The 17266-nt window shown below is 74.9% G+C and carries 16 protein-coding genes; 8 read left to right on the forward strand and 8 right to left on the reverse strand.

The genetic code is table 11. From position 1 onward, the window contains the following. The first annotated feature begins 60 nt into the window (after positions 1-60). Positions 61-1785, forward strand: a complete 1725-nt coding sequence (locus NOCJ54_RS0106030; protein WP_157514802.1) for a hypothetical protein — start codon at positions 61-63, stop codon at positions 1783-1785. Here the strand turns inward: NOCJ54_RS0106030 and pdxH are convergent. Next, positions 1737-2393, reverse strand: coding sequence for a pyridoxamine 5'-phosphate oxidase (gene pdxH, locus NOCJ54_RS0106035; protein ID WP_028654781.1), 657 nt, complete (start codon positions 2391-2393; stop codon positions 1737-1739). The genes NOCJ54_RS0106030 and pdxH overlap by 49 nt on opposite strands. Before the next feature lie 138 nt (positions 2394-2531). Between pdxH and NOCJ54_RS0106040 the strand changes: the two genes are divergently transcribed. After that, entirely contained in the window at positions 2532-3635 is a 1104-nt protein-coding gene (locus tag NOCJ54_RS0106040) for a citrate synthase 2 (protein ID WP_028654782.1), read from the forward strand. A 124-nt stretch (positions 3636-3759) separates the two neighbouring features. Here the strand turns inward: NOCJ54_RS0106040 and NOCJ54_RS0106045 are convergent, their stop codons facing one another. Beyond that, a complete protein-coding gene (locus tag NOCJ54_RS0106045; protein ID WP_028654783.1) occupies positions 3760-5352 on the reverse strand; it encodes a DHA2 family efflux MFS transporter permease subunit in 1593 nt (530 codons plus the stop codon). 260 nt (positions 5353-5612) lie between these two features. After that, complete coding sequence (locus tag NOCJ54_RS0106050) at positions 5613-6485, reverse strand: LysR family transcriptional regulator (RefSeq protein WP_028654784.1); 873 nt, start codon at positions 6483-6485, stop codon at positions 5613-5615. A gap of 79 nt (positions 6486-6564) precedes the next feature. Here NOCJ54_RS0106050 and NOCJ54_RS0106055 point away from each other — a divergent pair, with 79 nt between their 5' ends. Then, positions 6565-7491 carry an EamA family transporter gene (locus NOCJ54_RS0106055; RefSeq protein WP_028654785.1) on the forward strand — a complete coding sequence of 309 codons (927 nt, stop codon included), beginning with the start codon at positions 6565-6567 and terminating at the stop codon, positions 7489-7491. Positions 7492-7585: 94 nt separating this feature from the next. Here NOCJ54_RS0106055 and NOCJ54_RS0106060 read toward each other — a convergent pair whose 3' ends face one another. Then, positions 7586-8245 (reverse strand): FadR/GntR family transcriptional regulator, encoded by a 660-nt coding sequence (locus NOCJ54_RS0106060; RefSeq protein WP_028654786.1) that lies wholly within the window; start codon positions 8243-8245, stop codon positions 7586-7588. A gap of 19 nt (positions 8246-8264) precedes the next feature. On the opposite strand from NOCJ54_RS0106060, the gene NOCJ54_RS24130 reads away from it, so the two are divergent. Continuing rightward, positions 8265-9524 carry a CynX/NimT family MFS transporter gene (locus NOCJ54_RS24130; RefSeq protein WP_084254958.1) on the forward strand — a complete coding sequence of 420 codons (1260 nt, stop codon included), beginning with the start codon at positions 8265-8267 and terminating at the stop codon, positions 9522-9524. Here NOCJ54_RS24130 and NOCJ54_RS0106070 read toward each other — a convergent pair. Further along, entirely contained in the window at positions 9502-10848 is a 1347-nt protein-coding gene (locus tag NOCJ54_RS0106070; RefSeq protein WP_028654787.1) for an aminotransferase-like domain-containing protein, read from the reverse strand. The two genes, NOCJ54_RS24130 and NOCJ54_RS0106070, sit on opposite strands and share 23 nt — an antisense overlap. Before the next feature lie 65 nt (positions 10849-10913). On the opposite strand from NOCJ54_RS0106070, the gene NOCJ54_RS24135 reads away from it, so the two are divergent. Next, positions 10914-11660 (forward strand): pyridoxamine 5'-phosphate oxidase family protein, encoded by a 747-nt coding sequence (locus NOCJ54_RS24135; protein WP_051485525.1) that lies wholly within the window; start codon positions 10914-10916, stop codon positions 11658-11660. Here NOCJ54_RS24135 and NOCJ54_RS0106080 read toward each other — a convergent pair. Both NOCJ54_RS0106080 and NOCJ54_RS24140 read right to left on the reverse strand, forming a co-directional pair. Beyond that, positions 11581-12258 carry a response regulator gene (locus NOCJ54_RS0106080; RefSeq protein ID WP_028654788.1) on the reverse strand — a complete coding sequence of 226 codons (678 nt, stop codon included), beginning with the start codon at positions 12256-12258 and terminating at the stop codon, positions 11581-11583. The genes NOCJ54_RS24135 and NOCJ54_RS0106080 overlap by 80 nt on opposite strands. Beyond that, positions 12255-13352, reverse strand: coding sequence for a sensor histidine kinase (locus NOCJ54_RS24140; protein WP_051485526.1), 1098 nt, complete (start codon positions 13350-13352; stop codon positions 12255-12257). The genes NOCJ54_RS0106080 and NOCJ54_RS24140 overlap by 4 nt, the downstream gene beginning before the upstream one ends. A 131-nt stretch (positions 13353-13483) precedes the next feature. Between NOCJ54_RS24140 and NOCJ54_RS24145 the strand changes: the two genes are divergently transcribed. Together NOCJ54_RS24145 and NOCJ54_RS0106095 are read left to right on the forward strand one after the other, a co-directional pair. Further along, on the forward strand, positions 13484-14413 hold the full coding sequence (locus NOCJ54_RS24145) for an ATP-binding cassette domain-containing protein (RefSeq protein ID WP_232221692.1): 930 nt from the start codon (positions 13484-13486) through the stop codon (positions 14411-14413). Further along, positions 14410-15315 (forward strand): ABC transporter permease, encoded by a 906-nt coding sequence (locus tag NOCJ54_RS0106095; RefSeq protein ID WP_157514803.1) that lies wholly within the window; start codon positions 14410-14412, stop codon positions 15313-15315. The genes NOCJ54_RS24145 and NOCJ54_RS0106095 overlap by 4 nt, the downstream gene beginning before the upstream one ends. A 137-nt stretch (positions 15316-15452) precedes the next feature. Here the strand turns inward: NOCJ54_RS0106095 and NOCJ54_RS0106100 are convergent, their stop codons facing one another. Further along, positions 15453-15932 carry a GNAT family N-acetyltransferase gene (locus tag NOCJ54_RS0106100; RefSeq protein ID WP_028654790.1) on the reverse strand — a complete coding sequence of 160 codons (480 nt, stop codon included), beginning with the start codon at positions 15930-15932 and terminating at the stop codon, positions 15453-15455. 104 nt (positions 15933-16036) lie between these two features. On the opposite strand from NOCJ54_RS0106100, the gene serC reads away from it, so the two are divergent. After that, on the forward strand, positions 16037-17158 hold the full coding sequence (gene serC / locus NOCJ54_RS0106105) for a phosphoserine transaminase (RefSeq protein WP_028654791.1): 1122 nt from the start codon (positions 16037-16039) through the stop codon (positions 17156-17158). Positions 17159-17266: the final 108 nt, after the last annotated feature.

Genomic DNA, 17266 nt, shown 5'->3' on the forward strand with positions numbered 1-17266 from the left:
GGCGCCGCCCGCTTCGTGGATTCGCCCCCGCGATCGGCCCAGCCGGGGCATCATGCGCCCATGGACATGGGGACCACGTCGCCTGCGCGCGCCCACCTGCAGGCGCTGATCGCCGCGGCCGCCCCGGACCCGCTGCCCGCCGAGCAGGCGCTCCCCCTGCTCGCGCAGCTCGGCGAGACCGACACCGAGGCCCTGGGTCGCATCGCCTACCACGCCCTCACCGGCACCGAGCCGGGCGACGGCGAGCCGCGGGCGCCGCGGGAGGTCGTCGACGGCTTCCCGCCCTTCGCCTCCGAGGTGCTGGTGCGTGCCATCGCCGGCCCCGACGAGCGTCGCCCCACCCCGCAGGCCCTGCTCATCGTGCTCGACACCGTGCCGAAGGGCAGCTGGCCGAGTGCGGGGCGGCCGTTCGTCACGCTGCACGAGGAGGCCGCCGCGACGGTGACCGAGCCGGAGCCCGCAGCCGAGGGTGGCGCCGCACCGGAGCCGGCCGCGCCGGAACGACTCGCTGGCGATGCCGGGCCTGCGCCGGTCGAAGCAGCCGCCCCGGCCCCCGAGCCGGTCGTCGAGGCCGAGCCGGTCGTCGAGGCCGAACCGGTCGCCGACGCCGAACCTCCGGCCGCGGTCGAGCCGATCGCGCACGACGAGTTCCGCAGCCTGCTCACCCCGTCGCGGTCGGTGCCCCGCTTCGACCCGCTGACCGACCCGTTGCCCGAGCTGCTGGACGACCCGCTCACCGGCCCCTGGCGGCCCGACGACGAGCCGGCACCGATCGACCTCTCCCGGGTCGCCGGTGGCACGAGCGACCAGACCGCGCAGGTCGATGCCGACGCCGCCTTCGAGGGCGACGCCGACGCCGAGGTCGAGGTCGAGGCCGAGACCGAGCAGCCTGCGGTCGACGCGGAGCCCGAGCCGGTCGACGCGCAGCCCGCCCCCGAACCGGAGCCGGTCCCCGCCCCGGAGCCGGTCAGGGCTGCGCCGCCGGCCCCGTCCCGGCCGGAGGCACCGGCCGACCAGCGGGGGATGCACGAGGAGTTCCGCAACTTCGTCTCGCCCGGCTTCGAGGTGCCGCGGTTCGAGCCGCTCGAGGGTGAGCTGCCGGCGGGCAGCGACCTGGTCCGTCGGCGCCGCAGCCGCAGCAGCCGCAGCGCCCGGGGACTCGGACGGCGCCGCGACCGCGCGAGGCGGACACCGTCCCCCGAGCCGCAGCCGGCCGCGGAGCCGAGCCTCGACGAGGCTGTCGAGCAGCGGATCGCCGCGTTCACCAGCCCGGTCCCGAGCACGAGCGGCAGCGACCCCGCAGCCACCGAACCGGCCACCGAACCGGCCACCGAACCGGCCACCGAACCGGCCACCGAGCCGGCCACCGAGCCGGCCACCGAACCGGCCACCGAGCCGGCCACCGAGGTCGCGCCGCAGGCACCGGCCGCCGAGGCCGCGCCCGAGCCGGAGCCGGTCGACCAGCCGGTCGACCAGCCGGTCGACCAGCCGGTCGACCAGCCTGACGACCAGCCGGACCAGGTCGACGGGGCCGACGGGGCCGGGCCGGAGCAGCCGGAGGTTCAGGCGAGCACCGCGCGTGCGTCTCGTCAGCGCCGCCCGGCGGTCGCCCACGCCTCCTCCGACGACGACCGCCAGCACACGCTCGTGCTGGTGGCGGTGATCGCGGTCCTGATCGTGCTCGGCGTGGTCTGGGCCTCGCGGGACTCCGGCGAGCCCGAGGAGGCGGGGACGCCTCAGGGTGCCAGCCGCTCCAGCGTCCAGCTCGTGCCGTCGGCGGTGTAGCGCAGCCGGTCGTGGAGGCGGCCGCGCCGGCCCTGCCAGAACTCGAAGCGCTGCGGCGCGACGCGGTAGCCGCCCCACTCCGGCGGCACCGGGACGTCCTGGCCGGCGAAGCGTTCCTCGGCCTCGCGGTAGCGCAGCTCCAGCTCGTCACGCCCGAGCACGACCTCCGACTGCGGTGACGCCCAGGCGCCCAGCTGCGAGCCGCGCGGTCGGGTCGCCCAGTAGGCCTGCACGTCGCCGACCGGCAGGCGGGTTGCCGTGCCCTCGACCCGCACCTGTCGCTCGAGCGGGTGCCACGGGAAGAGCAGCGCACAGGCCGCGGAGTGCGCGAGCGCGGAGCCCTTGCGTGACGCGGTGTTGGTGAAGAAGCGGAAGCCGTCCGGGCCGACGCCCTTGAGCAGCACGGTGCGCGCCGACGGCGTCCCGTCGGGGTCGACGGTGGCGACCACCATCGCGTTCGGCTCGTGCAGCCCGGCGGTCGCGGCGTCGTCGAACCAGCGCTGCCACAGGGCCCACGGGTCGGGGCCGGCGCCGACCTCGTCGAGCCCGGCGTCGCCGTACTCGGCACGCAGCGCGGCGAGGTCGGACGGGTGCTCGTGCTCTGCCATGGACCCAACCTAGACGTGGGCCGGATCGCGTTGGCGGGGACGCCCGTAGGGGCCGTTACGGGGGTGGGGCAGAATGCGGGTGGCCCGCGGCCCGCTGCGCCCTCGCGCGCGCCGCCCGAAGCAACGAAGGAGTCGCCGATGGTCGAGGTACATCACGGACTGGAAGGCGTCGTCGCCTTCGAGACCCAGATCGCGGAGCCGGACAAGGAGGGCTCGGCGCTGCGCTACCGCGGCGTCGACATCGAGGACCTCGCCGGCCGCGTCCCCTTCGAGAACGTGTGGGGGCTGTTGATCGACGGCTCCTTCACCCCCGGCCTGCAGCCGGCCGAGGCGTACTCGCTGCCCGTCCACACCGGTGACGTGCGCGTCGACCTGCAGTCGGCGATCGCGCAGCTGGCGCCGGCCTTCGGCATCACCTACACCTACGACTCGACCCCCGAGAAGGTCCGCGAGGACCTCGGCCGGGCGGCCGTCATGGTGCTCGCCTGGGCCGGGCAGTCCGCCCGCGGCCTGGGCCTGCCGGTCGTGCCCCAGAAGGTCGTCGACGAGGGCAAGACCCTCGCCGAGCGGTTCCTGCTGCGCTGGCGCGGCGAGGCCGACCCGAAGCACGCGAAGGCGATCGACGCCTACTGGTCGTCGGCGGCCGAGCACGGCATGAACGCCTCCACGTTCACCGCCCGCGTCATCACCTCGACCGGGGCCGACGTGGCAGCCGCCCTCTCCGGCGCCATCGGCGCGATGAGCGGCCCGCTGCACGGCGGCGCCCCCTCGCGCGTGCTCGGCATGATCGAGGACGTCGAGAAGTCGGGCGACGCCCGCAAGTACGTCAAGAACCTGCTCGACTCCGGCGAGCGGCTGATGGGCTTCGGCCACCGCGTCTACCGCGCCGAGGACCCGCGCGCCCGCGTGCTCCGCCGCACCGCCCGCGAGCTGGGCGCCGCCCGCTACGAGGTCGCCGAGGCCCTCGAGCAGGCCGCCCTGGCCGAGCTCCGCGAGCGCCGCCCGGACCGCGTGCTGGAGACCAACGTCGAGTTCTGGGCGGCCATCGTCCTCGACTTCGCCGACATCCCGGCGCACATGTTCACCTCGATGTTCACCTGTGCCCGCACCGGCGGCTGGTCGGCACACATCCTCGAGCAGAAGAAGACCGGTCGCCTGATCCGCCCGTCGGCGGTCTACACCGGTCCCTCGTCGCGGCCCGCCAGCGAGATCGACGGCTGGAACGCCGACTGGGCGGGATGACCCGCTCCCCCTGACGACGACAGCGCCCCACCGGCTCGGCCGGTGGGGCGCTGTCGTGTCGTACGGCGTCGGTCGGCGCCGTCCTTCAGTGCCGTGGGTCAGTGCCGTGGGTCAGTGCCGTGGGTCAGTGCATGAGCACCGGGGCGACGTCGCCGTCGGCGTCGGCGGCCTCGTCCTCCTCGCGGCGGCGCGGCAGGAACGCGACCGGGACGAGGGTGACCAGCACCAGGGCGAGCGCGACCCCGAAGGTGCTGCCGAAGGCACCGGCCGCAGCGTCGAGGCCGCTGGCGACGAGCTCGCGCGGCAGCTCCAGCGCCGTGGCCAGGCCCGGGTCCATGGTCGCGGCGATGGCGAGCTCGGCCTCGGAGAGCGACTCGCCGCCAGCCAGCGGGACGCTGTCGCCCTTGCCGAGCTGCGTGGTCAGCACGACCGAGAGCACGGCCGTGCCGACCGAGCCGCCGACCTGCTGGATGATGTTGAGCAGGGTGGACCCGCGGGCGGCGTCGGCGTGGCTGAGCGTCTTCAGCGCCGAGGTCATGATCGGCATCATCGTCATGCCCTGGCCCAGCCCCATCACGAACAGCGCGCCGCTGAGCAGCCAGTACGACGTGTCCGCCTCGAGCTGGGTGAAGCCGAGCAGGCCGACGGCCATCGCGACCAGGCCGAAGGGCGCCGTACGACCGATCGGGACCCGGTCGGCGAGCACGCCGGCCAGCGGCATCATCAGCATCGCGCCCAGGCCCTGCGGGGCGACGAGCAGGCCGGCGTGGAGCGTGGACTCGCCACGCACCTGCAGGTAGTAGCTCGGGAAGAGCAGGCCGGCACCCATGAACGCGACCATGAAGATGAACATGGTGATGGTGGCGACCGTGAGGCGCTTGTTGCGGAACAGGCGCAGGTCGACCAGCGGGTGGGCGGGCTTGAAGCTGTAGAGCACGAAGGCGACGATCAGCACGATGCCGGCGGTGGCCGAGACCCACACCCGCGGGCCGAAGGACGCCCCCTCGCCGGACTCGGCGATCGAGGAGACGCCGAAGAGCAGCAGCGCCAGGCCGGGCGAGAGCAGCAGCATCCCGAACAGGTCGAAGCGCTCGGAGGGGTGCGGCTCGTCCTTCGGCAGGATCGCGGCGGCAGCGGCGATCGCGATCGCGCCCAGCGGCAGGTTGATGAGGAAGATCCAGTGCCACGACGCGATGTCGATCAGCCAGCCGCCGAGGATCGGGCCGCTGATCGGGCCGAGCAGCATCGGGACGCCGAGGATCGCCATCAGGCGACCCATCCGCTTCGGGCCGGCGGCCCGGGTCATCATCGCCATGCCCAGCGGCATCAGCATGCCGCCGCCGAGGCCCTGCAGGACCCGGAACAGGATGAGCATGCCGACCGAGTCGGCGAGCGCGCACAGCGCCGAGCCGGCGGTGAAGAGCAGCAGCGCCACCAGGTAGAGGCGCTTGGTGCCGAACCGGTCCGCGGCCCAGCCGGTCATCGGGATGACCGTGGCCAGGGCCAGCGTGTACGCCGTCATCGTCCACGCCACGGTGGCCAGCGAGGCGTCGAACTCCTCGCGGAAGGTCGGCAGCGCGACCGACACGACGGTGATGTCGAGGATGGACATGATCGCCCCGAGCACCACGACGAGCGCGACCTTGAGGACCGCGGCGTCGATGTGGTCGGGGTACTCGGGCTCGGCGGGGCGTGATGGCGCCGCAGCGTCAGTCATCGGGCGGGCTCCTTGCGGTCGCGGTCCGTCGGGAGCGGGTGCACCCGACGGGGAGTCTCGTTCGGTGTGCGCTCGCCGCGGCGGCGGTCCGACGACCGCGGCCTGCGGGGCGGCCGACCGGCGGCGCGTCCCCTGCTCGCGCGCAACCTTGGCAAACTATCACCAACCAGCAGCTGTTCCCGGCCGCGCGGCGTGATTCCGCGCACACCTCCCGGGGCGTCCGGGACGGTGGTCCCGGCAGGTCCGGCAGGTCCGCGGCGTCAGTGGGCGATGCCGAGCTGGTCGAGCAGCGCCGCCGCGGCCGGTGCCGGCCCGAAGCTGCTCCACACCAGGTGCTCGGTGCGCACCGGCGCCCCGGTCACCGGGATCGCGACCAGGTCCGGGAACTGGTCGACGAAGGCGGAGGCGAGCAGCGCGACCGCGAGACCCTCGCGCAGGATCCGCGCCATCAGCAGCATGTCCGCGACCTCGAAGGCGACCTCGCGGGTCAGCCCCGCCCGCTCGAACGCGAGGTCGCTCTGCTGGCGGCCCGGGCTGGTCGCCGGGAAGTCGACGAAGGTCTCCTCCGCGAGCCGCTCCAGCCGGACCCGGCGCCGGGAGGCCAGCGGATGGCGGGGCGCGACGACGGCGCGGTGCTGGTCGCGCGGGAAGACGTGCCCGGCGACGCCGGAGGGGACTCGCCCCTCGGGCAGCCCGAGGAACGCGAGGTCGAGCGAGCCCTCCGCCACCCGGCGCACGAGGGTGTCGCTGCTCGCGCTCTCGAACCGGACCCGGACACCGGGGTGGCGGGAGCGGAACTCCCGCAACGCTGCAGGCACGTCGACCGCTGCGACCGTCGGGATCACCCCGATGGACAGCGGTCCACGGATCTCGCCGACCGCCGCGGCGACCTCGGCGGCGGCGCGCTCGGCGGCGTCGAGGCACTGCCGGGCGACGGGGAGGAAGGCCTCACCGGCGGGCGTGAGGCGGACCTGCCTGCTGGTCCGGTGGAAGAGGCGCGCGCCCAGCTCCTGCTCGAGCCGGGCGACCTGGTGGCTCAGCGCCGACTGCACGACGAAGCACCGCTCCGCAGCGCGGGTGAAGCTGCCGAGCTCGGCCACCGCCACGACGCACCGCATCTGCTGGAGCTCCACGAGATCAATCGTGCAGCACGATTGATCTCATGAAAAGCATGCGTTGGACTCATGGCTCGGAGGCGAGCACCGTGGAGGCATGACCTCCTCCACCCTCGCCGCCCCCGGCTCGCCGGCACCCGCCACCACCTCCCCCGCCGTCGACCCGGGTCGCGCCGGCCTCACCGCGCTGACCGCGCTCGCACCGGTGGTGTGGGGCACGACGTACCTCGTCACCACCGAGCTCCTCCCGGCCGGCCACCCGCTCTTCGCCGGCCTGCTGCGCGCCCTGCCCGCCGGCCTCCTGCTGCTCGTCGTGCTGCGGCGGCTGCCGCAGGGGGTGTGGTGGTGGCGGACGCTCGTGCTCGGCTCCCTCAACATCGGCATTTTCTTCCCGCTGCTCTTCGTCGCCGCCGAACGGCTGCCGGGCGGCGTCGCCGCCACCGTCGGCGCGATCCAGCCCCTCCTGGTGGTCGCCCTGGCGCTGCCCGTGCTCGGCGAGCGGCCCACCACGCCGCGGGTGGGGTGGGCCGTCGCCGGCGCCGTCGGCGTCGCGCTGGTGGTGCTGAACCCGGCCGCCGACCTCGACGCCCTCGGCCTGCTCGCCGGCGCCGGTGCCGCGCTCTCGATGGCTGCGGGCCTCGTGCTGACCCGCCGCTGGGGCCGCCCCGAGGGCACCTCCTCCCCCGTCCTGGTCAGCTGGCTGCTCACCGCCGGCGGCTTGGTCCTGCTGCCCGCCACCGTCCTCGTCGAGGGCGCGCCGCCCGCGGTCGACGGTGGCGCGGCCGCCGGCTACCTGTGGCTCGGCGGCGTCGGCGGCCTGGCGGCGTACCTGCTGTGGTTCCGCGGCGTCGGCCGCCTGCCCGTCGCCTCCACCGCCCTGCTCGGCCTGCTCTCCCCGATCATCGCCGCCACCCTCGGCTGGCTCGTGCTGGGCCAGGACCTCCGCCCCGTCCAGCTCGCCGGCTTCGCCCTCGCCCTCGCCGCCATCCTCGGCGGCCAGCTCGCCACCGGCGAGCGGCGGTGACGCGCACGGTAGGCCCACGGGCACGGGAACGAGCACGGGCACGGACACGGGCCCGGCTCGACCACCGGGCGTCCGATCACGCCGTCCCGGGCAGTCAGCGGGTGACGTGGTCGAGCAGCTCGGCGCTGGCGCGGGCGGCGGCCCCGGCGTCGCCGCGGCGGACGGCCTCGAGGACGGCGTCGTGCTCGGGGAGCATCGCGGGGTAGCCCCGGGTCGGGTCGTCGATGCTGGCGCGCAGGGTCTCGACGAGGCCGCCGTAGAGCTCGCTGAGCAGCGGGTTGTGGGCGGCGGTGACCACGGCGACGTGGAAGGCGACGTCGGCGTCGACGAAGCCCTGGCCGTCACCGGCGTCGAGGGCGGCCAGGCGGCGGGCGGCCAGCCGATCGAGGGCGGCCAGGTCGTCGTCGGTACGACGCTGGGCGGCCAGCGCAGCGGCGCGCACCTCGATCGCCTGGCGCACCTCCAGCAGGTGCAGCGCGTCGACCCGCTCGACCTGGCGGCGCATCAGCGCCTGCACCTCGGTGGTCGCGGCGACGTAGGTCCCGTCGCCGCGGCGCACCTCGAGCACCCCGACGTGAGCGAGCGCCTTGACCGCCTCGCGAACGGTGTTGCGGCTGACCCCGAGGGTCGCGGCCAGCGCCGGCTCGGGCGGGATCCGGGTGCCGACGGACCACTCACCGCTCGCCAGCAGGCGACGCATCCCGTCGATCGCCTGGTCGACGAGGGAGGTGGGGGTGGCGGGCGCGAGGGGCATCCATTCGTCCAATCATCCGATGTCTGTCATGCTAGGGGACGTGCCCGACGTCGTCCACCCGACCCCGAGCCGCCCGACCAGCAGGCCACGCCGCGCCGGGCTCGGCCTGGTGGTCGCGGTCCTGCTCGTCTCGGTCAACCTGCGCATCGCCGTCACCAGCCTCGGCGCGCTGCTCGACCGGCTCGGCGAGATGGGCGTCTCCCCCACCACGCAGGGCGTCCTCACGTCCCTGCCCGTGCTGTGCTTCGCGATCGTCGGCGCCACGGCGATGGCGGTGACCCGCCGGGTCGGCGTCGACCGCGGCCTGGCGATCGCGCTGCTCGTGCTCACCGCCGGGCTCGTGCTGCGCGTGCTCGACGGCACCCCGGCCCTGCTGGCGGGCACCTTCGTCGCCTGCGCCGGCATCGCGCTCGCCAACGTGCTGATCCCTGCGATCGTCAAGGAGCACTTCCCGGGCCGGGTCGGCGCACTGACCGGCGCCTACACCGCGTTCCTCTCGATCGGCTCCGCGGCGGGCGCCGCGCTCGCCGTGCCCCTCACCAACGCCACCGGCTCCTGGCGCCTCGGGCTGGGCCTGTGGGCCGTCGTCGCGCTCGCGGCCGCGCTGGCGTGGGCGCCCTTCGCGCGCGGCGGCGCCGAGCGCCGCTCGACCCAGCGCGGCGCACCGATGTGGCGCCACCCGACGGCGTGGGCGGTCACCGTCCTGTTCGGCACCCAGTCGCTCTACGCCTACGTGATGATGAGCTGGCTGCCCAGCGTGTACGTCGACGCGGGGTTCAGCGAGGAGGCCGCCGGCGTGCTGCTCGCGGTCAGCATCATGATCGGCGTCCCGTTCTTCTTCGTCGTCCCCAGCATCGCCGGACGGATGCGGCAGCAGGGCCCGCTGATCGCCGGCCTCACCGGGCTCACCGTCCTCGGCTGGACCGGGCTGTGGGTCGCGCCGGAGCAGGGCGCGTGGCTGTGGGCGGCGCTGCTCGGCGCCGGCGGCTCGGTCTTCCCGGTCGTGCTGCTCTGCTTCGCCCTGCGCACCTCGACCTCGGCCGACACCGCCGCGCTGTCGACGATGGGCCAGAGCGTCGGCTACCTGATCGCGGCCGGCGGCCCCTTCCTCGTCGGGGTGCTGCACCACGCGACCGACGGCTGGGCCGTGCCGTGCGCGCTGCTCGTCGGCCTCGGCGTCGTGCAGGTGGGTGCCGGGTTGCTCGCCGGCCGACCGGTGACCATCGACGCACCGGCCGGTCCCGCTGCGAGCCAGGTCAGGACCGGTCCAGCGCGCTGACCAGCACCGCCAGCGCCTGGTCCAGCTCGGCGTCGCTCGGCCCGCCGAAGCCGACGACCAGCCCGCTGAGCCGCGCCGTGCGGCAGTAGTCGCGCAGGAGGTTGACCCGGAAGCCCGCCCGCTCCGCGGCCGCCCGGGCGCGGACCGCCCGGGCGTGCGGCAGCAACCACGTCGAGTACATGCCCGCCACCGGGCCGGCCAGCTCGGCGAAGGGCTCCAGCGCCGCCACCACCCGCGGCGCCCGCTCGGCGTAGACCCGGCGGGCGGAGCGGACCACCGCGTCGACGTACCCGTCGCGCAGCAGGGTGACCATCGCCCGCTGCACGGGCCACGCCGGGGCGTCGTGGGTGAGCGAGCGGTGCGCGTCGTAGGCATCGAGCAGCGCGTCCGGTACGACGCTCCAGCCCAGCCGCAAGGACGGCGAGATCGCCTTCGACGCGGTGCCGAGGTAGGCCACCCGCTCGCGGTCGAGGGTGGCCAGCGCCGGCACCGGCGCGACGTCGTAGCGGAACTCGGAGTCGTAGTCGTCCTCCACCACCAGCGCGCCGTCGCGTCGGGCCGTGGCAACCAGGACGAGCCGGTCGGCCGCCGGCATGACCCGGCCAAGCGGGTGCTGATGGGCGGGGGTGACGTAGGCCGCCGCACACCCGGCGAGGTCGTGGACCGGCTCGAGCGCGGGCAGGTCGCGCACCTCGCGGCCGGACTCGCGCACCGTGGCGACGGCGGCGCGGTAGCCGGGGTCCTCGACCGCGACCGGCTCGCGCGGCAGGACGGCGAGCAGGTGCCGCAGCCCGGCGCCGGTGCCGCTGGTGACGCGCACCTGGTCGGCGTCGACAGCCAGGCCGCGGGTGCGGCCGAGCCGCTCGGCGACCAGTGCACGCAGCTCCGGCAGCCCGCGCGGGTCGTCGTACCCCCGCGGCGGCGTCGCCGACGACACCTCGCGCCACGCCCGCCGCCACACCGCGGCGTGCCGCGGGTCGACCCACGGCGTGCCGGCGTCCATCATCACCAGCTCCCGCTCCGCCCGAGGGGTACGACGGCGCGCCGGTCGCGCCAGCCCCGCCGCACGACCGCCCGGGCCGCCCGCGACCCAGGTGCCGGCACCGCGGCGGGCCTCGAGCCAGCCCTCGGCGAGCAGCTGGTCGAAGGCCTGCTCGACGACCGACCGGGAGACGCCGAGGTCCGCTGCGAGCCGGCGCGAGGCCGGCATCCGGTCGCCCGGGGCGAGGCCTCCGTCGAGCACCAGCTGGCGGACCCGGTCGGCGAGCTGGGTGCCGAGCGGGCGCGGGTCGGCCCGGTCGAGCCGGACAGGGAGGGTGCTCATTGGCCTGCCGAACTTGTCGAGAACTGGCCCGGGACAACAGGCCACTTGGCGCGCACCATGGTGCCATGACCACGCCCCCGACCGCACCGCCGTCCCACCAGTCCCTGCCGCCGCTCGAGCCGACCGCCCGCGCCCGGGTGACCCGCGGCCGCAACCGCGCGGTCACCGATCGTGCCGCGCTGCTGGACCTGCTCGCCGACGGCCTGGTCGCCCACCTGGGCGTCACCGTCGGGGACCACCCGGTCGTGCTGCCCACGGCCTACGCGGTCGACCCCGACGGGCCGGACGAGGGTGGCAGCCTCTACGTGCACGGATCGGTCGCCGCCCGCTGGTTGTGCGGGTCCGTGGGCGCGACGGTGTGCGTCACGGTGACCGAGCTCGACGGGCTGGTCGCCGGCCGCTCGGCCTTCCACCACTCGATGAACTACCGGTCCGCGGTCGTCATCGGCCGGCCCCGGCTCGTCGACGACCCGGCGGAGCGGCAGCACGCGCTCGACCTCCTCGTCGACCACATGATCCCGGGCCGGTCGGCGACCCTGCGACCGAGCACGCGCAAGGAGCTGGCCGCCACCGCGGTGCTGGCGGTGCCGCTGCACGAGGCGTCGATGAAGGCCCGCGCCGGCGGGCCGGTCGACGAGCCGGAGGACGTCGCCGCGGGGGTCTGGGGCGGGCACGTGCCGGTGCGCCGCGAGCTCGGGCCCGTCGTACCGGCCGGGGACAACCTGCCGGGGCTCAGCGTCCCGGCGGACGTCGCAGGCCGGACTCGATCGCGAACACGACCAGCTGCGCCCGGTCCCGCGCCTGCAGCTTGACCATCGCCCGGCTCACGTGGGTGCGCACGGTGTCCGGGCTGACGACCAGCGCGTCGGCGATCTCGGCGTTGGACATGCCGGTCGCCACCCAGCCGAGCACCTCGCGCTCGCGCTCGGTGAGGTCGCCCAGGCGCGGGTGCGGCCGCTCGGCGCGGCTGGCACCGAAGTGGTCGATCACCCGGCGGGTGACCGACGGCGCGAGCAGGGAACCGCCCTCGGCGACGACCCGCACCGCGTCCAGCAGCGCGGTCGGCTCGGCGTCCTTGAGCAGGAAGCCGCTGGCGCCGTTGCGCAGCGCCTCGAAGACGTACTCGTCGAGCTCGAAGGTGGTCAGCACGACCACCCGCACGTCCGCGAGCGTCGGGTCGGCGGCGACCTCGCCCAGCAGCGCCAGCCCGTCCATCACCGGCATCCGGACGTCGCAGAGCACGACGTCGGGGCGGGTACGACGCAGCAACGCCAGGCCCTCACGCCCGTCGCCGGCCTCCCCCACCAGCTCGAGGTCGGGCTCCGCGTCGACGAGGGTGGCCAGGCCCATCCGCACCAGTGGCTGGTCGTCGACCAGCGCCACCCGGACCGGCGCACCGGCCGCCGTCATGCGGGCAGCACCGCCGCGACCTCGAAGCCCCCGCCGGTCGCCGGCCCGGCGCGGAAGCTGCCACCGACCGCGGCCACCCGGGCGCGCATCCCGCTGATGCCCATGCCCTCATCCTGCACCGCACCGCCCCGGCCGTCGTCGGAGACGCGCAGCGCCACGGTCTCGGCGCCGCGTTCCCAGGTGACCAGCGCGGTGCTGGCGAACGCGTGGCGCAGCACGTTCGTCAGCGCCTCCTGGAGGAGCGCGTACGCCGTCTCGCCGACCGCCGGGTCGAGGACGCCCGGGTCGCCGAGCACCTCGACGCGCAGCCCGGCGGCGCGGACGCGATCCACCAGCGCCGGGATCGCCTCCGCGCCGGGGGCGGGACGCCGCGGAGCAGGCTCCCCGGCCATCGTCGCGAGCTCGGTGCGCAGCGCGTCGAGGGCCTCACGGCTCGTCGTCCGGATCGCCTCGAGGCTCTCCCGCGCCTTGGCCGGGTCACGGTCCAGCACGTGCAGGGCGACCCCGGCCTGCATGGCGATCACCGCCAGCCCGTGTCCGACGCCGTCGTGCAGGTCCTGCGCCATCCGCAGCCGCTCCTCGGCCGCCGCCCGCGTCGTGCGGTCCACCCGTGCGCTGCGGCCGTGGCGCAAGGAGGTCCCGATGGCGGTCGCGGCAGCGACCAGGGCACCCACCCCGATGCCCTGCCAGGTGCCGACGACGACGTCGTCCCACCGCAGCCCGCGCACGAGCAGGCCGGCCCACAGCAGCACCGCTGCCGCACCCAGCACGGGCAGCCACCCGCGCACCGGCCGACCGGTCGCGAGCACGAAGGCGCCGACGATGAGCGCGAAGAAGATCGGCCCGTTCTCGCCCCCGACGGCGAAGTAGCCGCCGGACAGCGCGCCGGTCGCGAGCAGGCCCGTCGGCCAGCGGTCCAGGGCGAGCAGCGACAGCGCCGCCGCCGCGGCGAGCACGACGGCGAGGAACCGCGCGGCCACGCCGGGGTCGACCACCCCGCCCGGACCGAGGTTGGTGCCGGCCGAGCCGCCGATGATGACCACCGCGACCGGGACCAGCCACCAGCGCCGTGCGAGCCACGTGTTCGTGTCCATGCACCGAACGTAGGCGAGTCGACGGCCGACGTCGTACGACGAGGAGAGCCTCCGCCCTACGCAGGCTTGCGTACGTCGGCGCCTCCTGCCGGCGGACGCGCCGGACGGCGTCGGCCCGCAGGGTGGGAGCCATGGACGACATGGCACCCACGGTGGCCTCCACCGACAACCTCACCAGGGTCTACGGCGACCGGGTCGCCGTCGACCGCGTCACCATGACCGTGCGGCGCGGGGAGGTCTACGGCTTCCTCGGACCGAACGGGGCCGGCAAGACGACGACCCTGCGCATGCTGCTCGGCCTGGTCCGGCCCACCTCGGGTTCGGCGTACGCCACCTCCCCGGTGGGCGCGCTGATCGAGGGGCCGGGCTTCTTCCCCTACCTGTCCGGGCGCGCGAACCTGCGCACCCTCGCCCGGCACCGCGGCTTCGACGACGCCGAGGTGGAGCGCGTGCTCGAGCGGGTCGACCTCGCCTCGCGCGCCGACGACCGGTTCAAGGGCTACTCCCTCGGCATGAAGCAGCGCCTCGGCGTCGCGGCCGCGCTGCTCGGCGACCCCGAGCTCGTCGTCCTCGACGAGCCGACCAACGGCCTCGACCCCGCCGGGATGGCGGACATGCGCGCCCTCGTCGTCGACCTCGCGCGCGGCGGCCAGACCGTGCTGCTGTCCAGCCACCTGCTGGCGGAGGTGCAGGAGATCTGCGACCGCGTGGCGATCATCCACGAGGGCCGGCTCCTGCACGAGGGCAGCGTGGCCGAGCTGCGCGGCGGCGTGTCCCTGCGCGTGCGGGCCGCCCCGGAGGACGAGGCGCTGGCGGTCGCGATGCGGCTCGCCGGCGACGACGGCGTCGCCCGCACCCCGGACGGGGCGCTGCAGCTGGCCCTCCGTCCCGAGCGGGCGCCCCGGGTCGTGCGCGACCTCGTCGCCGCCGGCGTCGACGTGCACGAGGTCACCGCCGTCGAGCGCAGCCTCGAGGACGTCTTCTTCGAGATGACCACCCACCACGTGACCAGCCCGACCGACCCGTCCAGCCACCACACCACCGAGGAGGTGCCGGCATGAGCACCACCGCCGCCACGCGACCCACCGCACCGAGCGCCCGCACGGGCGCCGTGACCGCGACCGTCCGCAGCACCCGCGCCGAGCTGCTCCGGCTGCGCGCCTGGCCGGCCGTGTGGATCACGCTCGGCGCCTGGCTCGCGCTGAGCCTGATGTTCGGCTACCTGTTCACCTACCTGTCGTACACGACCGGCGACCCGGGGTTCGCGGACGAGGGCACCACGCGGGAGCAGCAGCTCGCCGAGCTGCTGCCCACCGCGGTGCCCGACGTCTTCCTGCAGGGCATGCCGATGTTCGGCGGCGCGCTGATGATGGTGCTCGGCGCACTGGTCGCCGGCAGTGGCTACGGCTGGGGCACCTGGAAGACGGTGTTCTCCCAGGGGGTACGCCGTGGTCCCGCCGTGGTCGGCTCCGCCCTCGCGCTGAGCGCGTTCGTCGTAGCGACCCTGCTGGTCACCCTCGCCTTCGACCTCGGCGTCTCCCTGGTCATCACCGCCAGCGAGGGCCACGACGTCGTGCTGCCCTCGACCGGCGCGGTCGTCGAGTCGCTCGGCGTCGGCTTCCTCGTGCTGGAGACGTGGGCGCTGGTCGGCTTCGCCCTCGGCACCCTCGCCCGCGGCCCCGCGCTCTCCGTGGGGCTCGGCCTGGTCTGGGCGCTGGTGGTCGAGAACCTGCTGCGCGGCGTCGGACAGCTGCTCGGCTGGGTCGAGGCGCTCACCGAGGTGCTGCCCGGCACCGCCGCCGGGTCCCTGGTCGGCGCCCTCGTCGGGGCCGGTGAGGGCGACGGCACGCCCGGTGTGCTCGACACCGTCCCGGCCACCCGGGCCGCCCTCACCCTGGTCGCGTACGTCGTCGTGGCGCTCGTGCTGAGCGCCGCCCTGGTCCGCCGGCGCGACGTCTCCTGACCCACCGACCGCACTGGCCGCGCGGGCCGCACCAAGGCTTTACCGGTGCAGATGTTTGAGAGCCCTCGCGGCGGGAAATGGCAGGACCGGAGCTGAGCGGCCATCTCGGGGCCGCTCAGACCGGCGAGTCGAACCTCTCAGATCCGCTTGCCGAAGCAGCGCGACAGCTCGTGGCCGGCGTAGTAGCCGAAGTCGGGGACCTCGACGTAGCCCTCACTGAGGTAGAGGCTGATCGCCTCCGGCTGCTTGAGGCCGGTCTCGAGGACGGCGAGGTCGTGGCCGGCAGCGGCAGCCGTCGCCTCCAGCTCGCGCAGCACCCTGCGCGCCAGGCCGCGGTTGCGGGCCTCCGGCACGACGTACATCCGCTTCACCTCGACCGCGGACGTGGCGCCGAGCTCGCGGACCGGGGAGCGGCGCCAGGCGCCGGTGGCGACCGGGGTCGCGCCGTCGTACCCGACGAGGAAGAGGCCCTCCGGCGGGTCGAAGACGGTCGGGTCGATCGGCGCCTCGTCGGGCGAGCCGTAGCGCTCGGCGTACTCCTGCTGGACGCGGTCGACCAGCAGGGTGGCGTCGGCGTGGAGGTAGCCGACCGGACGGAGCTCGAGCGAGGCTTGCATGGCGAAACCGGTTTAGCACCGGCGTCACCTGCCTGTCACACTGGTTTCACCCCTGACAACGTCGTCAGCCTCACTCTGCTCGCACCGATGAGAAGGTTGACCACGTGACCGACATCCAGATCCCCGCCGACCTCAAGCCCGCCGACGGCCGCTTCGGGGCGGGGCCGTCGAAGATCCAGACCAGCCACCTCGACGCGCTGGCCGCGACGGGCGACTCGCTGATGGGGACCTCGCACCGCCAGGCGCCGGTCAAGGACACGGTCGGTCGCGTGCTGCAGGGCCTCGCCGACCTGTTCACGCTGCCCGAGGGCTACGAGGTCGTCCTCGGCAACGGCGGCGCCACGGCCTTCTGGGACATCGCGGCCTTCGGCCTGATCGAGAAGAAGTCGCAGCACCTGTCGTTCGGCGAGTTCTCCAGCAAGTTCGCCGCGTCGGTCAAGGCCGCCCCCTGGCTCGACGAGCCGTCCGTCATCACGGCCGAGCCCGGCTCGCGCCCCGAGGCCGTCGCCGAGGAGGGCGTCGACGTCTACGGCTGGGCGCACAACGAGACCTCGACCGCCGTGATGGCCCCGGTCGTGCGCCCCGCGGGCACCGCCGACGACGCGCTCGTGCTCATCGACGCCACCTCGGGCGCCGGCGGCCTGCCCGTCGACCTCGCCGAGACCGACGTCTACTACTTCGCGCCGCAGAAGTGCTTCGCCTCCGACGGCGGCCTGTGGTTCGGCATCTTCAGCCCGCGGGCGCTCGAGCGCGCCGAGCGGATCGCCGCCTCGGACCGCTACGTCCCGCCCTTCTTCGACCTGCACACCGCGATCGACAACAGCCGGAAGAACCAGACCTACAACACCCCGTCGGTCGCCACCCTCTTCCTGATGGCCGAGCAGCTCGACTGGATGAACAGCCAGGGCGGCCTCAAGGGCATGGTCGAGCGGACCACCGCCTCCTCCGACGCGCTCTACGGATGGGCCGAGCGGACGTCGTACACGACGCCGTACGTCGCCGACCCCAGCCACCGCTCGCTCGTCATCGGCACCGTCGACTTCGACGACGCCATCGACGCCGCCCAGGTCGCGAAGGTGCTGCGCGCCAACGGGATCGTCGACACCGAGCCCTATCGCAAGCTCGGCCGCAACCAGCTCCGGATCGCGATGTACCCCGCGGTCGACCCCGCCGACGTCGAGGCGCTGACGCGGTCGATCGACTACGTGGTGGAGCGGCTGGGCTGAGCCTCGGTGGGTGGGGGTTTCACCACCTGGGTGGTGAAACCCCTGCCTGGCGCAGGAAATCCGGGCCGGATCGGCGAGTTTCGTGTGCCCAGTCCCGTAGTTTCACCA

This window comes from Nocardioides sp. J54 (assembly GCF_000519005.1).
Taxonomy (GTDB): domain Bacteria; phylum Actinomycetota; class Actinomycetes; order Propionibacteriales; family Nocardioidaceae; genus Nocardioides.

Coding starts and splice junctions, on each gene's coding strand:
- NOCJ54_RS0106030 (WP_157514802.1), top strand. CDS start 61: ATGGACATGGGGACCACGTCGCCTGCGCGCGCCCACCTGCAGGCGCTG.
- pdxH (WP_028654781.1), bottom strand. CDS start 2,393: ATGGCAGAGCACGAGCACCCGTCCGACCTCGCCGCGCTGCGTGCCGAG.
- NOCJ54_RS0106040 (WP_028654782.1), top strand. CDS start 2,532: ATGGTCGAGGTACATCACGGACTGGAAGGCGTCGTCGCCTTCGAGACC.
- NOCJ54_RS0106045 (WP_028654783.1), bottom strand. CDS start 5,352: ATGACTGACGCTGCGGCGCCATCACGCCCCGCCGAGCCCGAGTACCCC.
- NOCJ54_RS0106055 (WP_028654785.1), top strand. CDS start 6,565: ATGACCTCCTCCACCCTCGCCGCCCCCGGCTCGCCGGCACCCGCCACC.
- NOCJ54_RS0106060 (WP_028654786.1), bottom strand. CDS start 8,245: ATGCCCCTCGCGCCCGCCACCCCCACCTCCCTCGTCGACCAGGCGATC.
- NOCJ54_RS24130 (WP_084254958.1), top strand. CDS start 8,265: ATGTCTGTCATGCTAGGGGACGTGCCCGACGTCGTCCACCCGACCCCG.
- NOCJ54_RS0106070 (WP_028654787.1), bottom strand. CDS start 10,848: ATGAGCACCCTCCCTGTCCGGCTCGACCGGGCCGACCCGCGCCCGCTC.
- NOCJ54_RS24135 (WP_051485525.1), top strand. CDS start 10,914: ATGACCACGCCCCCGACCGCACCGCCGTCCCACCAGTCCCTGCCGCCG.
- NOCJ54_RS0106080 (WP_028654788.1), bottom strand. CDS start 12,258: ATGACGGCGGCCGGTGCGCCGGTCCGGGTGGCGCTGGTCGACGACCAG.
- NOCJ54_RS24140 (WP_051485526.1), bottom strand. CDS start 13,352: ATGGACACGAACACGTGGCTCGCACGGCGCTGGTGGCTGGTCCCGGTC.
- NOCJ54_RS24145 (WP_232221692.1), top strand. CDS start 13,484: ATGGACGACATGGCACCCACGGTGGCCTCCACCGACAACCTCACCAGG.
- NOCJ54_RS0106095 (WP_157514803.1), top strand. CDS start 14,410: ATGAGCACCACCGCCGCCACGCGACCCACCGCACCGAGCGCCCGCACG.
- NOCJ54_RS0106100 (WP_028654790.1), bottom strand. CDS start 15,932: ATGCAAGCCTCGCTCGAGCTCCGTCCGGTCGGCTACCTCCACGCCGAC.